The organism is Paraburkholderia sp. BL27I4N3, from assembly GCF_003386115.1.
Classification (GTDB): Bacteria; Pseudomonadota; Gammaproteobacteria; order Burkholderiales; family Burkholderiaceae; genus Paraburkholderia.
This window is the reverse complement of record NZ_QREJ01000001.1, coordinates 2,522,635-2,539,499: the sequence shown is the minus strand read 5'-3', so window position 1 is coordinate 2,539,499 and position 16,865 is coordinate 2,522,635. Positions and strand designations below refer to the sequence as shown.

18 protein-coding genes are annotated in these 16,865 nt (G+C 62.8%); 13 read left to right on the top strand and 5 right to left on the bottom strand.

Translation table 11 applies throughout. The features are described from left to right. Nucleotides 1–23 precede the first annotated feature (23 nt). Both B0G71_RS11635 and B0G71_RS11630 read left to right on the top strand, forming a co-directional pair. The gene (locus tag B0G71_RS11635; protein ID WP_116148514.1) at nucleotides 24–431 is read left to right on the top strand and encodes a cupin domain-containing protein; all 408 of its coding nucleotides are present in this window, start codon (nucleotides 24–26) and stop codon (nucleotides 429–431) included. A gap of 100 nt (nucleotides 432–531) precedes the next feature. After that, entirely contained in the window at nucleotides 532–1,542 is a 1,011-nt protein-coding gene (locus B0G71_RS11630) for a LysR family transcriptional regulator (RefSeq protein ID WP_116141883.1), read from the top strand. Between the two features lie 203 nt (nucleotides 1,543–1,745). On the opposite strand, the gene B0G71_RS11625 is transcribed toward B0G71_RS11630, so the two are convergent. Together B0G71_RS11625 and B0G71_RS11620 are read right to left on the bottom strand one after the other, a co-directional pair. Next, nucleotides 1,746–3,221: a UdgX family uracil-DNA binding protein gene (locus B0G71_RS11625; RefSeq protein WP_116141881.1), complete on the bottom strand. Its 1,476-nt coding sequence runs from the start codon at nucleotides 3,219–3,221 to the stop codon at nucleotides 1,746–1,748. A gap of 9 nt (nucleotides 3,222–3,230) precedes the next feature. Continuing rightward, nucleotides 3,231–4,439, bottom strand: coding sequence for a putative DNA modification/repair radical SAM protein (locus B0G71_RS11620; RefSeq protein ID WP_116141879.1), 1,209 nt, complete (start codon nucleotides 4,437–4,439; stop codon nucleotides 3,231–3,233). 266 nt (nucleotides 4,440–4,705) lie between these two features. Here B0G71_RS11620 and B0G71_RS11615 point away from each other — a divergent pair, with 266 nt between their 5' ends. Next, the gene (locus tag B0G71_RS11615; protein WP_116141877.1) at nucleotides 4,706–5,311 is read left to right on the top strand and encodes a 2'-5' RNA ligase family protein; all 606 of its coding nucleotides are present in this window, start codon (nucleotides 4,706–4,708) and stop codon (nucleotides 5,309–5,311) included. Nucleotides 5,312–5,355: 44 nt separating this feature from the next. Here B0G71_RS11615 and B0G71_RS11610 read toward each other — a convergent pair whose 3' ends face one another. Further along, entirely contained in the window at nucleotides 5,356–5,589 is a 234-nt protein-coding gene (locus B0G71_RS11610; protein WP_116141875.1) for a hypothetical protein, read from the bottom strand. A 260-nt stretch (nucleotides 5,590–5,849) separates the two neighbouring features. On the opposite strand from B0G71_RS11610, the gene B0G71_RS11605 reads away from it, so the two are divergent. From B0G71_RS11605 to B0G71_RS11560, 10 genes are all read left to right on the top strand, one after another. Next, entirely contained in the window at nucleotides 5,850–6,251 is a 402-nt protein-coding gene (locus tag B0G71_RS11605) for a DnaJ family domain-containing protein (protein WP_106285565.1), read from the top strand. Nucleotides 6,252–6,316: 65 nt separating this feature from the next. Further along, the gene (gene tadA, locus B0G71_RS11600) at nucleotides 6,317–6,988 is read left to right on the top strand and encodes a tRNA adenosine(34) deaminase TadA (RefSeq protein WP_404935330.1); all 672 of its coding nucleotides are present in this window, start codon (nucleotides 6,317–6,319) and stop codon (nucleotides 6,986–6,988) included. A 28-nt stretch (nucleotides 6,989–7,016) separates the two neighbouring features. Next, the gene (ldcA, locus tag B0G71_RS11595; protein ID WP_116141873.1) at nucleotides 7,017–7,943 is read left to right on the top strand and encodes a muramoyltetrapeptide carboxypeptidase; all 927 of its coding nucleotides are present in this window, start codon (nucleotides 7,017–7,019) and stop codon (nucleotides 7,941–7,943) included. Nucleotides 7,944–8,258: 315 nt separating this feature from the next. After that, entirely contained in the window at nucleotides 8,259–8,999 is a 741-nt protein-coding gene (locus tag B0G71_RS11590; RefSeq protein ID WP_106285568.1) for a GntR family transcriptional regulator, read from the top strand. A gap of 333 nt (nucleotides 9,000–9,332) precedes the next feature. Beyond that, nucleotides 9,333–10,814 carry an NCS1 family nucleobase:cation symporter-1 gene (locus tag B0G71_RS11585; RefSeq protein WP_116141871.1) on the top strand — a complete coding sequence of 494 codons (1,482 nt, stop codon included), beginning with the start codon at nucleotides 9,333–9,335 and terminating at the stop codon, nucleotides 10,812–10,814. A gap of 26 nt (nucleotides 10,815–10,840) precedes the next feature. Then, nucleotides 10,841–11,707 carry an aspartate/glutamate racemase family protein gene (locus tag B0G71_RS11580; RefSeq protein WP_116141869.1) on the top strand — a complete coding sequence of 289 codons (867 nt, stop codon included), beginning with the start codon at nucleotides 10,841–10,843 and terminating at the stop codon, nucleotides 11,705–11,707. A 237-nt stretch (nucleotides 11,708–11,944) separates the two neighbouring features. Next, complete coding sequence (gene puuE / locus B0G71_RS11575; protein WP_116141867.1) at nucleotides 11,945–12,895, top strand: allantoinase PuuE; 951 nt, start codon at nucleotides 11,945–11,947, stop codon at nucleotides 12,893–12,895. Next, nucleotides 12,892–13,413, top strand: coding sequence for a 2-oxo-4-hydroxy-4-carboxy-5-ureidoimidazoline decarboxylase (gene uraD / locus B0G71_RS11570; RefSeq protein WP_106285572.1), 522 nt, complete (start codon nucleotides 12,892–12,894; stop codon nucleotides 13,411–13,413). Before puuE ends, uraD begins: the two co-directional genes overlap by 4 nt. A gap of 72 nt (nucleotides 13,414–13,485) precedes the next feature. Then, the gene (alc, locus tag B0G71_RS11565; protein ID WP_116141865.1) at nucleotides 13,486–14,499 is read left to right on the top strand and encodes an allantoicase; all 1,014 of its coding nucleotides are present in this window, start codon (nucleotides 13,486–13,488) and stop codon (nucleotides 14,497–14,499) included. Next, nucleotides 14,496–15,008, top strand: a complete 513-nt coding sequence (locus B0G71_RS11560; RefSeq protein ID WP_116141863.1) for an ureidoglycolate lyase — start codon at nucleotides 14,496–14,498, stop codon at nucleotides 15,006–15,008. Before alc ends, B0G71_RS11560 begins: the two co-directional genes overlap by 4 nt. Before the next feature lie 124 nt (nucleotides 15,009–15,132). Here the strand turns inward: B0G71_RS11560 and B0G71_RS11555 are convergent, their stop codons facing one another. Together B0G71_RS11555 and B0G71_RS11550 are read right to left on the bottom strand one after the other, a co-directional pair. Then, nucleotides 15,133–16,482 carry a type II toxin-antitoxin system HipA family toxin gene (locus B0G71_RS11555; protein ID WP_116141861.1) on the bottom strand — a complete coding sequence of 450 codons (1,350 nt, stop codon included), beginning with the start codon at nucleotides 16,480–16,482 and terminating at the stop codon, nucleotides 15,133–15,135. Continuing rightward, nucleotides 16,479–16,745, bottom strand: a complete 267-nt coding sequence (locus B0G71_RS11550) for a helix-turn-helix transcriptional regulator (RefSeq protein WP_116141859.1) — start codon at nucleotides 16,743–16,745, stop codon at nucleotides 16,479–16,481. The genes B0G71_RS11555 and B0G71_RS11550 overlap by 4 nt, the downstream gene beginning before the upstream one ends. Between the last annotated feature and the right edge of the window lie 120 nt (nucleotides 16,746–16,865).

The following is a 16,865-nucleotide window of genomic DNA, read 5'->3' as shown; positions in this document are numbered from 1 at the left end:
CGTTATTCATGGACACACTTATCATGCCTCGTTTGAGAAATACGGCACTGGCCGCGCTCGTCGTCGTGAGCGCGTCGTGGAGCGTGGCGCGCGCCGAGGCGCCCGCCGCAGTCGTCACGCCGTTGATGACGCAGCCTCTTGACGACTATCCGGGCAAGGAAGCCTTGATGATCGCCGTCGAGTATCCGCCGGGTGCGGCGGACCCAGTCCATCGGCATCATGCGCACGGTTTTATCTATGTGCTGGAGGGATCGATCGTGATGCAGGTCAAGGGCGGCAAGGAAGTCACGCTGACACCCGGGCAGACCTTCTATGAAGGCCCAGGCGATGTTCACACGGTCGGGCGCAACGCCAGCCAGACGAAGCCGGCCAGGTTCCTCGTGCTACTGCTGAAGGATAAGGGCGCACCGGTTCTCGTTCCGGAGAAATAGCCGCCTCTGCGCCGCATCCGGTTTCAAAAAAGGGCGGACGGTGTCACAAATGGCAGTGCTGATACGTCTAGTCGCTATGGACTTTACGAACAGCGCTTCCATGTCAGACGACCCCTCACGCCGCCGTATCGCCGGCGCCGCCGATCCGTTCGCCAGCAGTTTCGCGACCAGCTACGCCGGCGTCGTTTCCTTTCTCGCCGTTGCCAACGAAGGCAGCTTTGCCCGCGCGGGCGATCGCCTCGGCATCGGGCGTTCCTCCGTTAGCCGCAACGTGCAGAAGCTCGAGGCCCAGCTCGACGCGCGCCTCTTTCTGCGCACCACGCGCAGCACGTCGTTGACGCGCGAGGGTGAGCTGTTCTACGAGAACTGTCAGCCTGGCATCGAGCGCATCGCCCAGGCGCTGGAAGACATGCGGGAGCTGCGCAACGGGCCGCCGCGCGGCCATCTGCGCATCGTCTCTCCACCGGGCTTCGGCCGCAAGATCGTCGCGCCGTTGCTGCGGGGCTTTCATGCGCGCTATCCCGAGATCGCCCTCGAACTGCTGCTGAACGATCGACCCGCCGATTTCACGGCCGACCGTGTCGACGTATCGTTTCACGACGGGCGTCTGGCGGACAGCGGAATCGTGGCGCGCCGGCTGATTCCGATGCAGATGCTCGTCTGCGCGTCGCCCGCTTATGCGCGAAGACACGGGCTGCCACGGCATGTCGATGAACTGGCGGAGCATCGTTGCATCAACTTCCTCGCCGCGTCCGGCCGCATCAGTGAATGGGAGTTCAAGGTGGACGGTCTCCCGCAGCGCCACCAGCCCGTTGCGCAGCACACATTCAACGACCCCGACCTGATCGTGCAGTCGGTGCTGGACGGGCTGGGAATTGCGCAGTTGCCCGCCTATCAGGTGTGCGACCTGCTGGCCGACGGGCAGTTGCTCAGTTGTCTCGGGCAGCACGCGCCGGAAGATGGCGGCCATTACCTCTGCTATCTCAGCCGCAAGCAGCTTCCCGCACGGGTCCGCGTGTTCGTCGACTACATGACCGAGCACACGCGCGCGCTCGACCTCCAGTGCCTGACGTCGATGACGACGCGGTCCTCGTTATCGACGGTCGAGTGACGGCGTCTGAGCGACCTTGCGTTGATTGAGGCTCTTCATGCGACACGGTGCGTTTCGCCGCGGCTCTACCGCATGAGGCGGTGTGTCGCTGCCATGTTTTCTGTACGCATGGCACGTGCGGGGTGTCGTGGCGTTGCGTGAGTTTTTGTTGTGAACTGATTGTCTAACAGCAGGGAAGAGGGCTTCGCCGTGTCATTCGTTTTTTACTGCTGCTCTTTCGTTGTAGTCGGCGTGGCGGATTCAGCCAGCTCACGTGCCCGGATGAGCGCGTTGCTGATCTCGACCAATATTTTGTCGCGGTCCGCGTCGGTCTGCTGCCGTAACGCGAACGACGGATGATAGGTGGCGATGCCCCAGCCGCCGTCCACGTTGAATGGTGCATCGAGATAATCTTTCAGGCTGACCTTCCCGCGCAGCAAGGCAGTCAGCGCCGTGGCGCCAAGCGCGACAATCACCGCCGGGCGCACCGCGTGCAACTCGCTCTCGAGCCAGTAAGAACACGCTTCGATCTCACGCTGTCCCGGCGTTTTGTGCAGCCTGCGCTTGCCGCGCGGTTCCCACTTGAAATGCTTCACCGCGTTGGTCAGATAGACCTGCTCGCGCGACAAGCCGGCGCGCGTGATCGCAGTCTCCAGCAATTGCCCCGCCGGCCCGACAAACGGCTGGCCGCTCAGATCTTCCTGGTCGCCGGGCTGCTCGCCGATCAGCATGATGCGCGCGTCGCCTGGCCCCGAACTCCCGACAGCTTGCGTCGCATTGCGCCACAGGTCGCAACGCCGGCAGGTATCGAGCGACGAGGGCTGGACGCGAATCGGTTGCGCCATGTCCGCTTCGATCGGAATGATTTTGCCGCCCAGCGCGCCGACGCCGCTCGCCTGCGCCACACGGCGTGCGCCGCTTTTCGCTTCGCTGATCATGGCGGGGATCAGATGACCTTCGGGCAAGCCTTTCCAGAAGCGTACCGGCATGTGCTGTTCGAGCGCCGCCTCGTTCAGCCGCGCCGGATTGAACGTGCTGCGGTAGTAGGCGAGCCATAGCGCCTCGGCTTCGTCGGCGGTATCGCAACGATGGTCACGAGGCAGGGCGCGGCGCTGCTTCAGATGCAGTTGCTGACCGTCCCAGAAAGCGGCGCCGCGCGGCGTGGTGATCATCCAGGTCGCGCGCCCCATGCGTTGCGCAAAATGTTCCGCGGCCCACGCCAATACATCATGCTCGGGTTCGTACCGGGCGATGTATTCGGGCGTCTGCACCGCCGCCGTTGACGCCGACGCCTGCTTGCGAAACCGCACGTAGGCAATCATGTCGTGCTTGGCGCGCCGCACGCTTTTGGCCATGCGATAAAGGCGTGCGCCATCCGCGTCCGCCGGCGAGGCGGCCGCGCGGTCGCCGTGATGCCAGCGCCACAGGACCTTGTACAGAAACGCCCAACGCTGTGATTCGCGGCACAGGGCGGCGTCTTGCAATAGCGCCGCCAGCTCCTTCGAAACATGCACGGCGGTGGATCGAGCCTCGGCTTCCTCTGACGTCGTGCCATAGTCGAACAGCGCCTGCTCCTGCGATAACTCAGGTTCCTGCTTGATGCGCCATTCAATCGTCTCCGGCGCGAGGCCATCAGCTAAAGCGCCGAGCGATGCGGCGCGCCAGGCGGCGAAATGATCTTCGATAACAATGCAACGCATTGCGACGCTTCACAACAACGCCAGTTGCACCGGCGGCGCCAATACCCGGCGCAAGCGGGCCGACGACGCGTCGTGCAGCGCCGCGCGATAGTCTTGCGTCACGACAAATGGCTTGATCTTTTCCAGCGGACAACGCAGCCGCACGAGGTCCTCGTAGCGCACCCGGCGCGAACGCCGTAACTCCACCAAACGTTTTGCGTTGCGCATGCCGATGCCCGGCACGCGCGCGATCATGCGCAGCGGCGCGCGGTTCAGGTCGACCGGAAACTGCTCGCGATGCGCCAACGCCCACGCGAGCTTCGGATCGATGTCGAGCGACAGGTTGCCAGGCTGTTCGAACAGTTCGTCCGCACTGAAGCCGTAGCCGCGCATCAGGAAATCCGCCTGATACAGCCGGTGTTCGCGTAACAACGGCGGCGCCTGAGCCGGCAATGCGGAAGGACTGTCGGGAATCGGACTGAAGGCGGAGTAGTAGACGCGCTTGAGCTTGTATGACCCGTAGAGCGTCGCGGCGGTCTGCAAGATCGTGCTGTCGTTCGTCTGATCCGCGCCGACGATCATCTGCGTGCTTTGGCCCGCGGGCGTGAACTTTGGCGCTCCGGCGTCGCTATGCGCTTCTTCCTGCGCAAGGCGGATCGAGCCCATGGCGAGCTTGATGGTGCGGACGTTCTTTTCCGGCGCGAGCAGCGCGAGGCTGCTGTCCGTAGGCAGTTCGATGTTCACGCTCAAACGGTCGGCATAACGCCCGGCTTGCGCAATCAGCTGCGGATCGGCGTCGGGAATCGTCTTCAGATGAAGATAGCCGCGAAACTGATGATCCTCACGCAACGACTGGGCGACGCGCACGAGCTGTTCCATCGTGTAGTTCGACGACCGAATGATTCCGGAACTCAGAAACAGTCCGTCGATGTAATTGCGCCGATAAAAATCCAGCGTCAGGTCGACGACTTCCTCGGGCGTGAAGCGCGCGCGCGGCACGTTGCTCGAGCGCCGGTTGACGCAGTATTGACAGTCATACAAACAGAAATTGGTGAGCAGGATTTTCAGCAGCGAGACGCAGCGCCCGTCTGGCGTGAAACTGTGGCAGATGCCCGCGCCGGTGCTGGCGCCGAGGCCCGCAATGCCGCGCGAGCCGCGTTTGGGCGCGCCGCTGCTTGCGCATGACGCGTCGTACTTCGCGGCGTCGGCCAATACTTCCAGCTTTTTGAGCAGTTCCACGTTGCCACCAATACTGTATGGATGTACAGTATTGTACGTGGGGAGGCGGTGAGTGCAAGCGGTTTTTTATGGGAAACGGCTGTGGGCGGAATTGTGCTGCCTTTGCCTGCAACGGGGAGCTATCTCATGAGTAACGACCGGGTTTGATAAAGGCGATCGCGGAACCTCGCACAGTCGAGCGGTCTGAATAGAGCAGGTACCGCGGGTGAGCCCGCACAATGAACGGAGATTCATCCACATGCCGGCTTTATCCGGTCAGGAACGCCATGCCTGAACAACTTTGGCTGCCTGGGCTCGAGGCGCCGCCAACGCCGACAGACGGCCTGTTCTTCGCCGTTTTTCCCGATACCGCCACAGCGGCCGGCATCTCGAAGCTCGCGCAACAGCTTTGCGGGGAGTCGCGTGCACGGAGCAAGCCGCTTGCGGCGGGTCGTCTGCATGTCACTTTGCATCACCTGGGAAATTTCGCCGGTGGTTTGCCCCAGAAGCGAGTCGATGCGGCGATCCAGGCGGCTGCGTCGATCAGAATGGAGCCGTTTAGCGTCGAATTCGACACGGCGGTCAGCTTTGCCTTGAAGCCAAGGCCCGGCCCGCTGGTGTTGGGCGGAGGCGAAGGCGTCGCAGGCTTGCACGTACTGCACGACGCCTTGGGCCGTGCGTTGCAGAGCGCCGGGTTGGGTGAGCACGCGGTCTCGTCCGCGGCGCAGTACACACCGCACGTCACGCTGGCGTATGGGATGCCATGGGCCGCGGCACGCCCCGTCGAGCCGGTCTGCTGGAACGTGCGCGAGTTTGCGTTGATGCACAGTTTGCTCGGGCGTACGCGGCATGTCGCATTGGCGCGCTGGACTTTGACTGGCGCCGAATCCTAGCGCGCGTTGCCCTGGGTGACGGTGGCGTATTGTAGGACGCCGAGCTAGAACCGCATGCCGGTCGCGCAACCGCCGGCGAAACCGGCACCGCTTCCGCCCGCGCCACCGCAGAACACGCCGCAACCGGAGAGCGCGAACACCATGGTGACGCCGGCCAGCGTCGCGCATAGCCACGGTTTTCGAGTGCGCTTGCCTGGATTGATGAGATCCACGGCCGGCTGCGGACTGATGCGGGCATGGAGAGCGATGGAGGTGTGACTGCGGCTTGAAGTGATCATTCGGGGTTTCATGGCGTGGATGACTGTGGGAGCGGTAAGGGAAGGCGTGCAGGGCGCCGTCTGTTGAAAGTGTTTTGTCAGATTTGGCCGTGGAAAATGGGGCGGCAAGTGCCGTGGTAACGAATCGCCGAGGCTAGCGCACGACCGTGTGCCCTCAAATACGCGGAATCTGAAAACGTAGGAGGTTTCGTCGGTTCGAGAAGCGGAACGATCGTGCGCGCCCTGATAGAATGCTTGGGCCGCAACGTAGTGGATTGCAGATGAAATTGCTTGATGCGTTAGTCGAACAGCGTATTGCCGCCGCCGCCGCGCGAGGCGAATTCGACGAGTTACCGGGCGCCGGCGCGCCGCTGTCGCTGGACGACGATACTTTGGTCCCCGAAGAAGTGCGCGTCGCCAACCGGATTTTGAAGAATGCAGGCTTTGTGCCGCCCGCTATCGAGCAGTTGCGCGCGTTGCGCGACCTGCAAGCGGAGTTGAATGCCGTGAGCGACCGGGCTACCCGTTGCCGTCTCCAGGCGCGCATGCTCGCGCTCGATATGGCACTTGAATCGTTGCGTGGCGGCCCGCTGGTTCTGCCGCGCGAATACTGCCGGCGTATCGCCGAGCGGCTATCCGAGCGCGCGGGCAACCTCGATACGGCAGACGCGGGTTCGCAGTGAGCGAGCCGCTTGCCCAGTCCACCGCGCCGGATTCAGACTCTGTCGAATCTCACGGAGCGCTGAATGTGCCGGGTTCCGAACGCTCGGTGAGCGATGTCGCTGAATCGGCAGCGACCGAGTCGGGCGCCGCCGTCTCGGCGGGTTCAGAGGCCGCCCTTGGCGAACCGCCCACCTGTTCCACCGTCCCCGAAGTCACGGAGCGCGATCGCCGTTTCATGGCGCTGGCGCAAGCCGCCGCCGAAAAAGCGCGCGCCGCCGGTGAAGTGCCCGTGGGCGCAGTCCTCGTCCGAGGCGACGAAGTCATTGGCACAGGTTTCAATCATCCGATCGGTGGGCACGACCCGTCCGCGCATGCGGAAATGGCCGCTTTGCGCGCCGCGGCGCAAGCCGTCGAGAACTATCGTTTGCCGGGCTGCGAACTCTACGTCACGCTGGAGCCGTGCCTGATGTGCGCGGGCGCGATCATGCATGCGCGCATCGCGCGAGTCGTATTCGGGGCGCGCGATCCGAAAACGGGGGCGTGCGGCAGCGTCGTCAATGCGTTCGCGAATCCTCAGTTGAATCATCACACCACGGTGATCGGCGGCGTGCTCGAAAATGAATGCGGGGCCGCCCTCAAGTCGTTCTTTGCCGCGCGGCGGCGCGCGAGCCGCGAAGCGCGTGCGGCGGCACGGGGCGACGCAGCTGCGGCAGCCAGCGCACCGGGCATCGCACCGGGGCCGGCCCAGTCGCTCTAAAACAACAACGTCCAGCAAGGTCCTGCCAATGACCGTCCATCGCACCATTGAACTGATCGCGCCGTCCGGGTATCCGCACGACCCCGAGGTGCTGCATCGCGCGTTGGCGCGCTTCCATGCGCAGGGGCATCACGTCGAGGGCGTGGAAGCGACGAAGCGTCGCTTCCAGCGCTTTGCCGGCACCGATGGCGAGCGCGCGGCCGAGCTGAACCGCCTCGCCGATCCTTCGCGTAAGTTGCCGGACATCGTGCTGGCCGTGCGCGGCGGCTACGGCGCGGTGCGCATCCTGCACGGCCTCGACTACGAAGGCTTGCAACGGCGGCTCACCGATCAACCGATCGCACTGGTCGGACACAGTGATTTCACCGCGATCCAGCTTGCGCTGCTGGCGCGCGCCGGCGTGAAGAGCTTCGGCGGCCCGATGGTGATGAGCGACTTCGGCGCGGAGGAACTGAGCGAGTTCACCATGCAGCGCTTCTGGTCGGCGGTGACGAAGCCGACCATGACGATCTCGAACAACACGCCGCAAGCGCAGCCGGTCGACGTCTCTGGCATGTTGTGGGGCGGCAATCTGGCGGTTCTGACGTCGCTGATCGGCACGCCGTACATGCCGCCGGTGCGGGGCGGCATCCTCTTTATCGAGGACGTCAACGAGCAGCCGTTCCGGGTCGAGCGGATGATCTACCAGTTGCACCTGTCCGGCATTCTTGCGCAGCAACAGGCGCTCGTGCTGGGCGATTTCTCCGGCGCCAAGCCCTACGAATACGACAACGGCTACGATCTGCACGCAATGATCGAGCAGGTGAGGTCGGTGATCGGCATTCCGGTCGTCACCGGCCTGCAATTCGGGCATGTCCGCAACATGGTGACGCTGCCCGTGGGCGCGGACGCGCATCTCGTCGCGAATGCGCACGGGTTCAAACTGAGTTTGTCGGGCTATCCGTACCTCGCATGAGTTAGCTGGAAGGGGACGCGGGCGATTGTCCGCTTTCTTTTTGACTCGATTAACGCAACTAACGGTCGATTTCTACGGCCTGCCACCAGCAGAACAGCTCCCGGAAGGTCCGCCGATTTTGTTGACAAAATTAGCCACCAAAGAACGATCCCAGCCAAGCCAAATTAAACCTGTACTGAGATCCCACCGGATACGCATGCCGGGCCGGCAGTCCGTCAGCTCAACCTCGCCGCCAGGATTGTCGAAATTCAAGACAAAAATTGTTGACAATTTTTATGTCCATCCTATGATGACCAACATACCGAGACGAACATCATGTCCGACACAGACTCCGCTGCTGCGAATAGTTTGAAACCCGAAGCGATCACCGAGCGCATCCGCGCCGCGATCCTCGAGCATCGGCTCGCGCCTGGCGCCAAGTTGACAGAAGCACAGTTGTGCGAAGTATTCGGTGTGAAGCGAGGTCCGATCCGGCAGGCGCTGGCGCAGTTGGCAACCGACCACCTCGTCGATCTCGAACCGAATCGCGGGGCGTTCGTGGCAAGTCCGTCGCTGCAGGAAGTGCACGAAGTGTTCGAGATGCGCCGCATCATCGAACTGGCGGTGGTCGAAAAGATCTGCAGCGGCCACGGCATGCGCCGTTTGAAGAGCATCGGCAGCATGATCGGCCGGGAACGCAAAGCATTTGAAACACGTGATTTTCCGGCGTGGATTCGCCTGTCGGGCGAGTTTCACACCGAGTTGGCCGGACTCACCGGCAACGCTGTGTTGTGCGACTGCCTGAACGGTCTGGTGGCGCGCTCCACACTGATTTCCGCGCTGTACGAGTCGCTCGGACGCAGCCCATGCTCGTTCGAGGACCACGAAGCCATTCTCGCCGCACTCGACGCCGGCGATGCAAAAGAGGCGGCGGCCCTGATGTCGCGCCATCTGCAAAGCGTCGAGTTGAAGATGCTGGACCGCCCCGCACGTGGCGCGGCCGATCTGCATGAAGTGTTCGGCGCCCTCAACGGCGCAGCCAGAGATTCATCGAAGACCAAGTCCGCGCCAGGCTGAGGCAGGCGGCCGGCGTGCGCCCGTTCCCGGTGCGCGCCGCACTGAATTGAACTGAACGAATCAAGCGTTGCAAGGCGGCTCGGCGTGAGCGCTGCCGGCTTGTGCACGCGTGTCCGCCGTCGGGCGACGGACCTCGGGTAATAACGCATCGCCGGACTTCGCGGCTGCTGGCGGTGCGATAACCACAAGTACTTCAAGTACGGAGACATCCGCGGCACGGCCGGACAGACGCGCCAGGACCCTCGATTCAGACGGACGAGGAGGGCGCGACTGGCATGGCCGATGCAACGTCCTTCGATTCGCTATCGACGGTCCCTATTCCAAGGAGGAATCATGGCTCAGTTCAGTGCAGCGCCCGGCAATCCCGCAATTCCCACTTATGCAGGCGACGGCGCATCCAGCGAACCGTCGATGCCCGCAGGCTACAGCGACCGCCTCTACAATGAGGATCTCGCGCCGTTACGGCATCAAACCTGGGGCGCCTACAACATCTTCGCGTTCTGGATGTCGGACGTGCACAGCGTCGGCGGCTACGTGTTCGCGGGCAGTCTGTTCGCGCTCGGCCTGACGAGTTGGCAGGTGCTGATCGCGCTGCTGGTCGGCATTACGATCGTCAACCTGTTGTGCAACCTGATCGCCAAGCCGAGCCAGGCGAACGGCGTGCCGTATCCGGTGGCGTGCCGCGCCACCTTCGGCGTGCTCGGCGCGAATATTCCCGCGGTGATTCGCGGCCTGATCGCGGTCGCGTGGTACGGCATCCAGACCTATCTGGCGTCGAGCGCGCTCGTGATCGTCGTGTTGAAATTTGTTCCGCAATTGCTGCCTTATGCGGATGTTCATCATCACGGCTTCCTGGGGCTTTCGATGCTTGGCTGGACCGGCTTCATGGTGCTCTGGGTGTTGCAGGCGCTGGTGTTCTGGCACGGCATGGAGACCATCAAGAAGTTCATCGACTTCGCCGGTCCCGCGGTCTACGTGGTGATGTTCATCCTCGCGGGCTACATGGTGTATCGCGCGGGGTGGCGCAACATCGGCATCAACCTGGGCGGCGTCAAATATCACGGCATGCAGGTCGTGCCGGTGATGATCACGGCCATCTCGCTGGTGGTGTCGTATTTCTCCGGCCCAATGCTGAATTTCGGCGACTTCTCGCGCTATGGCAAGAGTTTCCGCAGCGTGCAGCGCGGCAACTTCTGGGGCCTGCCGGTCAACTTCCTGGCCTTCTCGCTGGTGACGGTCATCACGACCGCGGCCACGCTCCCGGTGTTCGGCGAACTGATCACGGACCCGGTCGAAACCGTAGGCCGTATCGACTATCCGACCGCGGTGATTCTCGGCGCGCTGACCTTCACGATCGCGACCATCGGCATCAACATCGTCGCCAACTTCGTCTCGCCGGCTTTCGACTTCTCCAACGTCGCGCCGCGCCTCATTAGCTGGCGCATGGGCGGCATGCTCGCGGCGGTGGCGTCGATTTTCATTACGCCGTGGAATCTGTTCAACAACCCGGCTGTGATCCATTACACGCTCGACGTGCTAGGCAGTTTCATCGGACCGTTGTACGGTGTCCTGATCGTCGATTACTTTCTGGTGAAGCGTCAGAAGATCGTTCTCGACGATCTGTACACGGTCTCGCCGACAGGTTCGTACTGGTATCGCAACGGCGTCAACTACCGGGCGGTCGCCGCGTTGCTGCCGGCTGCCGTGATCGCGGTGGCCTGCGTGATGGTGCCCGCGCTCGATGGCATGGCGAATTTCTCGTGGTTTATCGGCGCAGGCCTCGCTGCGTTGTTCTATCGTGTTCTTGCACGCTGAATTTTGCGGAAGCACCAGGAGTCGATATGCGTATCAAACTGATCAACCCGAACACGACCCAACGCATGACGGAAGCCATGGGCCGCTGCGCGCGCGACGTCGCCGCGCCGGGCACCGAAGTCATCGCGGTGAATCCGACCATGGGGCCGCCGTCGATCGAAGGGTATTACGACGAAGCGCTCGCCACGCCGGGTTTGCTGGCCGAAGTCGCCGCCGGCGAACGTGAAGGCTGCGACGGCTACGTGATCGCCTGCTTTGGCGACCCCGGTCTGTACGCCGCGCGCGAACTGGCGCGCGGCCCGGTGATCGGCATTGCCGAGGCGGCGATGCACGCCGCCAGCGTGCTGGCGCCGGGCTTCTCGGTGGTGACCACACTGGCGCGCACGTGCGGCATGGCGTGGCACCTTGCCGAGCGTTACGGCATGAAGCGGTTTTGCCGCAACGTGCGCGCTACCGACGTCGCCGTGCTCGACCTCGACAAGCCAGGCTCGGCGGCGCGCCGCATCATCCTCGACGAATGCCGGCGTGCGCTCGCGGAAGACGGTTCGGACGCGATCGTGCTCGGCTGCGCGGGTATGGCCGAACTGTGCGCGGAAATCGAAGACGCGCTCGGCGCACCGGTGATCGAGGGCGTGACGGCAGCGGTGAAGTGGACCGAGGCGCTGGTCGCGCTGCGTCTGTCGACGGCCAAACGTGGCGATTACGCGCGGCCGCTGGCCAAGCGCTACGACGGCGCGCTGGCGTCCTTCAGCCCCACCGACGCCGACCCGAATCCGCTCGCCCCGCGCGGCTCTACCGGCATTTCCGCCGCAAAGTCGCCGGAAAACGAAAGAACGGCCGATTTATCGCGGGTAAACACTACAGAACCGGGACCGCACATACATTCAGTCTGACACGCACTATCTGCCCGGGTGTATGGGCGCACCCGGGTGTTTTCGCTACACTGGTCCAACTCGGCGCGGGCTGCCTGAAAGGCTTTTTTCTGCTGCTTTCGGTACTGCTTCTGATGTTTTTCCACCCGCGCCGGCGTGAGTCGTTTGCACTCAGCGCGCGAGTCCGCGCAACCTCATGTGCATGCCACGTGAGTTCCACGCGAATTTTACGTACCGTCACCACGCATTCGTCAAACCATGCCACTCGACCCGAACTACCCACGCGATCTGATCGGCTACGGCCGCCACCCGGTGCAGGCAAACTGGCCGGGTCGAGCGCGTGTCGCAGTGCAATTCGTCCTGAATTACGAAGAGGGCGGTGAAAACTGCGTGCTGCACGGCGATCCGGGCTCGGAACAGTTTCTGTCGGAAATCGTCGGCGCCGCCTCTTTTCCGGCACGTCACATGAGCATGGAGTCGATCTACGAATACGGTTCGCGTGCGGGCGTCTGGCGTATCCTGCGTGAATTCGAAAAGCGCAAGCTGCCGCTCACGGTGTTCGGCGTCGGCATGGCGGTTGAACGGCATCCGGAATTGGCGCGGGCTTTCGTCGAACTCGGGCATGAGATTGCCTGCCACGGGTATCGCTGGATCCACTATCAGGACATGGCGCCGGAGAAAGAAGCGGAACACATGCGCCTCGGCATGGAAGCGATCGAGCGCGTGACGGGCGAGCGTCCGCTCGGCTGGTACACCGGGCGCGACAGTCCCAATACGCGGCGCCTCGTCGCTGAATATGGCGGATTCCTGTACGACTCGGATTACTACGGCGACGATCTGCCGTTCTGGATGGACGTCGATGTGACCGGCGGCGCGAAAGTGCCGCAACTGATCGTGCCGTACACGCTCGACACCAACGACATGCGCTTTGCGAGCCCGCAAGGCTTCAACACCGCGGACCACTTCTTCACGTACCTGCGCGACGCCTTCGACGTGCTCTACGAAGAAGGCGACGAAGCGCCGAAGATGCTGTCCATCGGCATGCACTGCCGTCTGCTCGGACGCCCTGGGCGTTTCCGCGCGCTGCAACGTTTCCTCGACCATATCGAACAGCACGATCGCGTGTGGGTCACGCGGCGCGTCGATATTGCGCGCCACTGGCGGGAACATCATCCTTATCAACAAAACGACCGCGGGGCTGCGGCATGAAGGCGATGCAATACACTCTGGACCAACTCAACAGCATCTCGACCGACGCGTTCGTGGCAGCGCTGTCGGGCATTTTCGAGCACTCGCCGTGGGTCGCGGAAATCGCCGCGCAGCAACGGCCTTTCGCCAGCATCGACGAGGTGCATCGCAAGATGTCGAATATCGTCGAGACGGCGGGCGAAGAGAAGCAACTGGCGTTGATCAACGCCCACCCGGAGCTCGCCGGCAAGGCCGCGGTGCGCGGTGAACTGACCGCCGAATCCACGCGTGAGCAGAGCGGCGCCGGCCTCGCGCAATGCACGCAGGAAGAATTCGACAGACTGCTCGCGCTCAACGCCGCATATCGCGAAAAATTCGGTTTTCCGTTCATCCTTGCCGTGCGCGGGTATGACCGTCACGGCATCATCGCGAACTTCGAGGCGCGCGTGAACAACAGCCGCGCCGACGAACTGCGCGCGAGTCTCGATCAGATCTATCGCATCGCACGTTTCCGGCTCGACGACCTGATCGACGCGTAAGGTTTTGCCACGCGTCGCTGGACTCGAACCAAAACGTTTTTTGAGCACTGACTAACACTAAGGAAGACAAAGATGGCACTCCCGATTCTCGACCCCAACGCACCGGAATTCACGCGCCGCTATGTGAATCTGGCGGACCCGCGCCTGGGCGCGCAGGCGCTCGAGGCCAGCGACGATTTCTTCGCACCGAAGGAACGCATGCTGAATCCGGAGCCGGCCGTCTTCATTCCGGGCAAGTACGACGACAACGGCAAGTGGATGGACGGCTGGGAAACGCGCCGCAAGCGCGCCAACGGCTACGACTGGTGCGTCGTGAAGCTGGCGCGGCCGGGCGTGATCAAGGGCCTCGATCTCGATACCAGCCACTTCACCGGCAACTTCCCGCCGGCGGCGTCGGTGGAAGCCGCGCGCGTGGTGGATGGCACGCCTAATCAGTCGACGCAATGGACCGAAATCGTGCCGTCGACCACCTTGCAAGGCAATAGTCACCACTACCACGAAGTCAGCGACGCGAATGCGTACACGCACCTGCGCGTGAACATCTATCCGGACGGCGGCATCGCGCGTCTGCGTGTATATGGTCAGCCGCAAGTCGATTGGGCCGGCGCGAGCCGCACCGAGCAGTTCGATCTGGCGGCGATGGAAAACGGCGCATATCTTGTCGCGGCGAACAACCAGCATTTCGGCGCGGCGTCGACAATTTTGATGCCGGGCCGTGGCGTGAACATGGGCGACGGCTGGGAAACGCGCCGCCGTCGCGAACCGGGCAACGACTGGGCGATCGTCGCACTGGCGCAGCCGGGCGTGATCAAAAAGATCGAAGTCGATACGGCGCATTTCAAGGGCAACTTTCCGGACCGCTGCTCGATTCAGGCCGCGTATGTCACGGGCGGCACCGACAGCTCGCTGATCACGCAGGCCATGTTCTGGCCGGTGCTGCTCGGCGAACAAAAGCTGAAGATGGACAACCAGCACTATTTCGAAAGCGAAATCGCGGCACTGGGTCCGGTGACGCACGTGCGCTTTAACATCATTCCGGACGGCGGCGTGTCGCGTCTGCGTTTGTGGGGCACACTCGCATCATGAAAACGCTCGCGATCGAACCGTTGACGAAGGAAGCGTTCGCCGTGTTCGGCGACGTGATCGAACTCGAAGGCGCGAAGCAGATTCCGATCAACCTCGGCACGACGATCCGCTTTCACGATCTCGCGAAAGTGGACGTCGCCGACGAGAACGGCCGCACGCTCGTCAACCTGTTTCGCGGACAGCCGCGCACGCTGCCGTTCGAAGTGAAGATGCTCGAACGGCATCCGCTTGGCAGCCAGGCATTCGTGCCGCTGAACGACAAGCCGTATCTGGTGGTCGTGGCGCCGGCGGGCGAGTTGGACGCGTCGAAGATTCGCGCGTTCGTGACGAGCGGCTGGCAGGGCGTGAACTATGCGAAGGGCGTGTGGCACCATCCGCTGATCGCGTTGGGCGACGTGAGCGACTTCATCGTTGTCGATCGTGGCGGGGATGGACTCAACCTCAATGAGCAGGATCTCGCGGAGTCGCTGTGGCTCACGGAAGATGCGTTGAGCGCGGTGGCTGTTTGAGTTTGATCGCTTTCATGTAGCACGCAGGTCGCTTAAAAGAACCCACAGCATCACACCGATGCTGTGGGTTCTTTGCTTTGGTGGCGAAACATAAAAGGAGCAGCGCGACGCCGTCGTTGCGCGTCTAGCCACGCTTGCCAAGAAGCGGCGAGCGTCCAATCACCTCGCGAGCGCGTTCCGCCGGCTCCGGCATGGAAAAACCTGCGGCTTCGATCGCCGGTTTGAGTCCTTTGAATTGCAGACTCTTCTTCGGTGAGCGCAAGGACGCCATGCCGTCGTCCCAGGCGTGAAGCATGTGCTTCGCGACGGTGTGCCATTGCGGTTCGTTGCGCGCTGCTTCGATCAACTCCTGACCGACGGCGACGGCCGAATCGCACAACGCCTCGACCATCTGCGCGTATTGCCGCGGCGCGATGCCCATGCGCGTGTTGAAGAAGCGCTCCAGCGTTTTGCCGGCTGCCCAGGTTTTGCGGCCGTCGATCGGCAAGCCCGGAGGATTCGCCGCGAAACGCGGGTACGCCTGCGTCGTGACGATGTCGTAGACGGGCGTGAACGCGACATCGTCGACCGATGTATAGAACAACGCCACGTTCTTCGTATGGCAATCCGCGTTGCGTACGACGTAGTTCGTCAACATATGCCAGCCGAGATGTTCCAGCTGCTCGCGCATGGTGTCGCGATCGAGCAGATAGGCTCGCGCGGCGTTGAGCATTTTCTCGCTGGTCGAATTGTATTTTTCGTGCGGCGGCAAACCAAGAAGACCGCACAGGTCCTCGACGCCATAGGCCGGCTTTCCCTGTGCGTCGACGTCGAAGCGCTCGACGATCAGCGCCCGGCCATCGTCCGACATCTTCGTGCGCGCGACCGGCGCGACGCGGAGCCGCTCCAGTACGCGCATGGAATAGAACTCGTTGAAGCCGAGAAACGGCGTGCTGTCGTCCGAGCCTTTGATGATGTGGCGGCTCGTCCGGATGGTGGGTTTGCCGAGCGGCATCGACGCGAATGGCTGCGAGACATCGTCCTGTGGCGCGATGAACTTGGGCACGGCGCCCGAGATGGCCGCCCGCGCATATTCGCGCACGAGTTGCGCGAAATGTTCGGCCGTGTTGTCGCCGTGCAAAATGTCCTGCACGTCGAGCGCTCGCAGTTCCGTTCCAGGTGCGACGCCTTCCGGCGTCACGGTGACACGGCCGATCCCCATCGCGCCGACCACCGCGAGCAGCGACAGGTCGGTGCCGTCGAGCAACGGTCCGAACTGCTCGCGAATCAGATTCAGCAGATAACCCTCCGGCAGGTTTTGCCGGAAAAACGGATGCAGATCGCGCGGCCAGCGCCAGGGTTCTTCACGCACCGGCATGGTCAGGCTGACGAAATCCGCCGCGCTCGCGTCGCGGTTGTATTTGAGGACGTAGTCGTCGCGCTCGCGAAATAGCGTGGCGACGTTTTTGCCCAGTACCTGGACGTCGAGCCTCATTGGTTGGCGTCCGGATTGCGTTGTTCGGCGAGGATGTCTTCGAGCGTGCGCCCGTGGCCATGCGCGACAAACTTGAGGTCGTAGCCTGCCGCTTCGAGCAGGCGCACGAGCACGGACACGCTCATGTCGTTTTTGGCGAGCGTTTCCATACGCGCGACGGTGGTGCGCGCGACGCCCGCCCGGCGCGCCAACTCCTCTTGCGACAGATGGCTTTCGTGGCGAACGGCCTTCAGCATCTCAGATACATCGGCGAGATTGGTCATTTGTAGCCCCGGGGCGTCAATTTCGACGAATTCACGCCTTATTGTAGCCTATCGAGCACAACGAGGTCTCTGGAATTTGTGCCTCATGGGCTACATTTCAACGGAATTCGTGAGAAATTG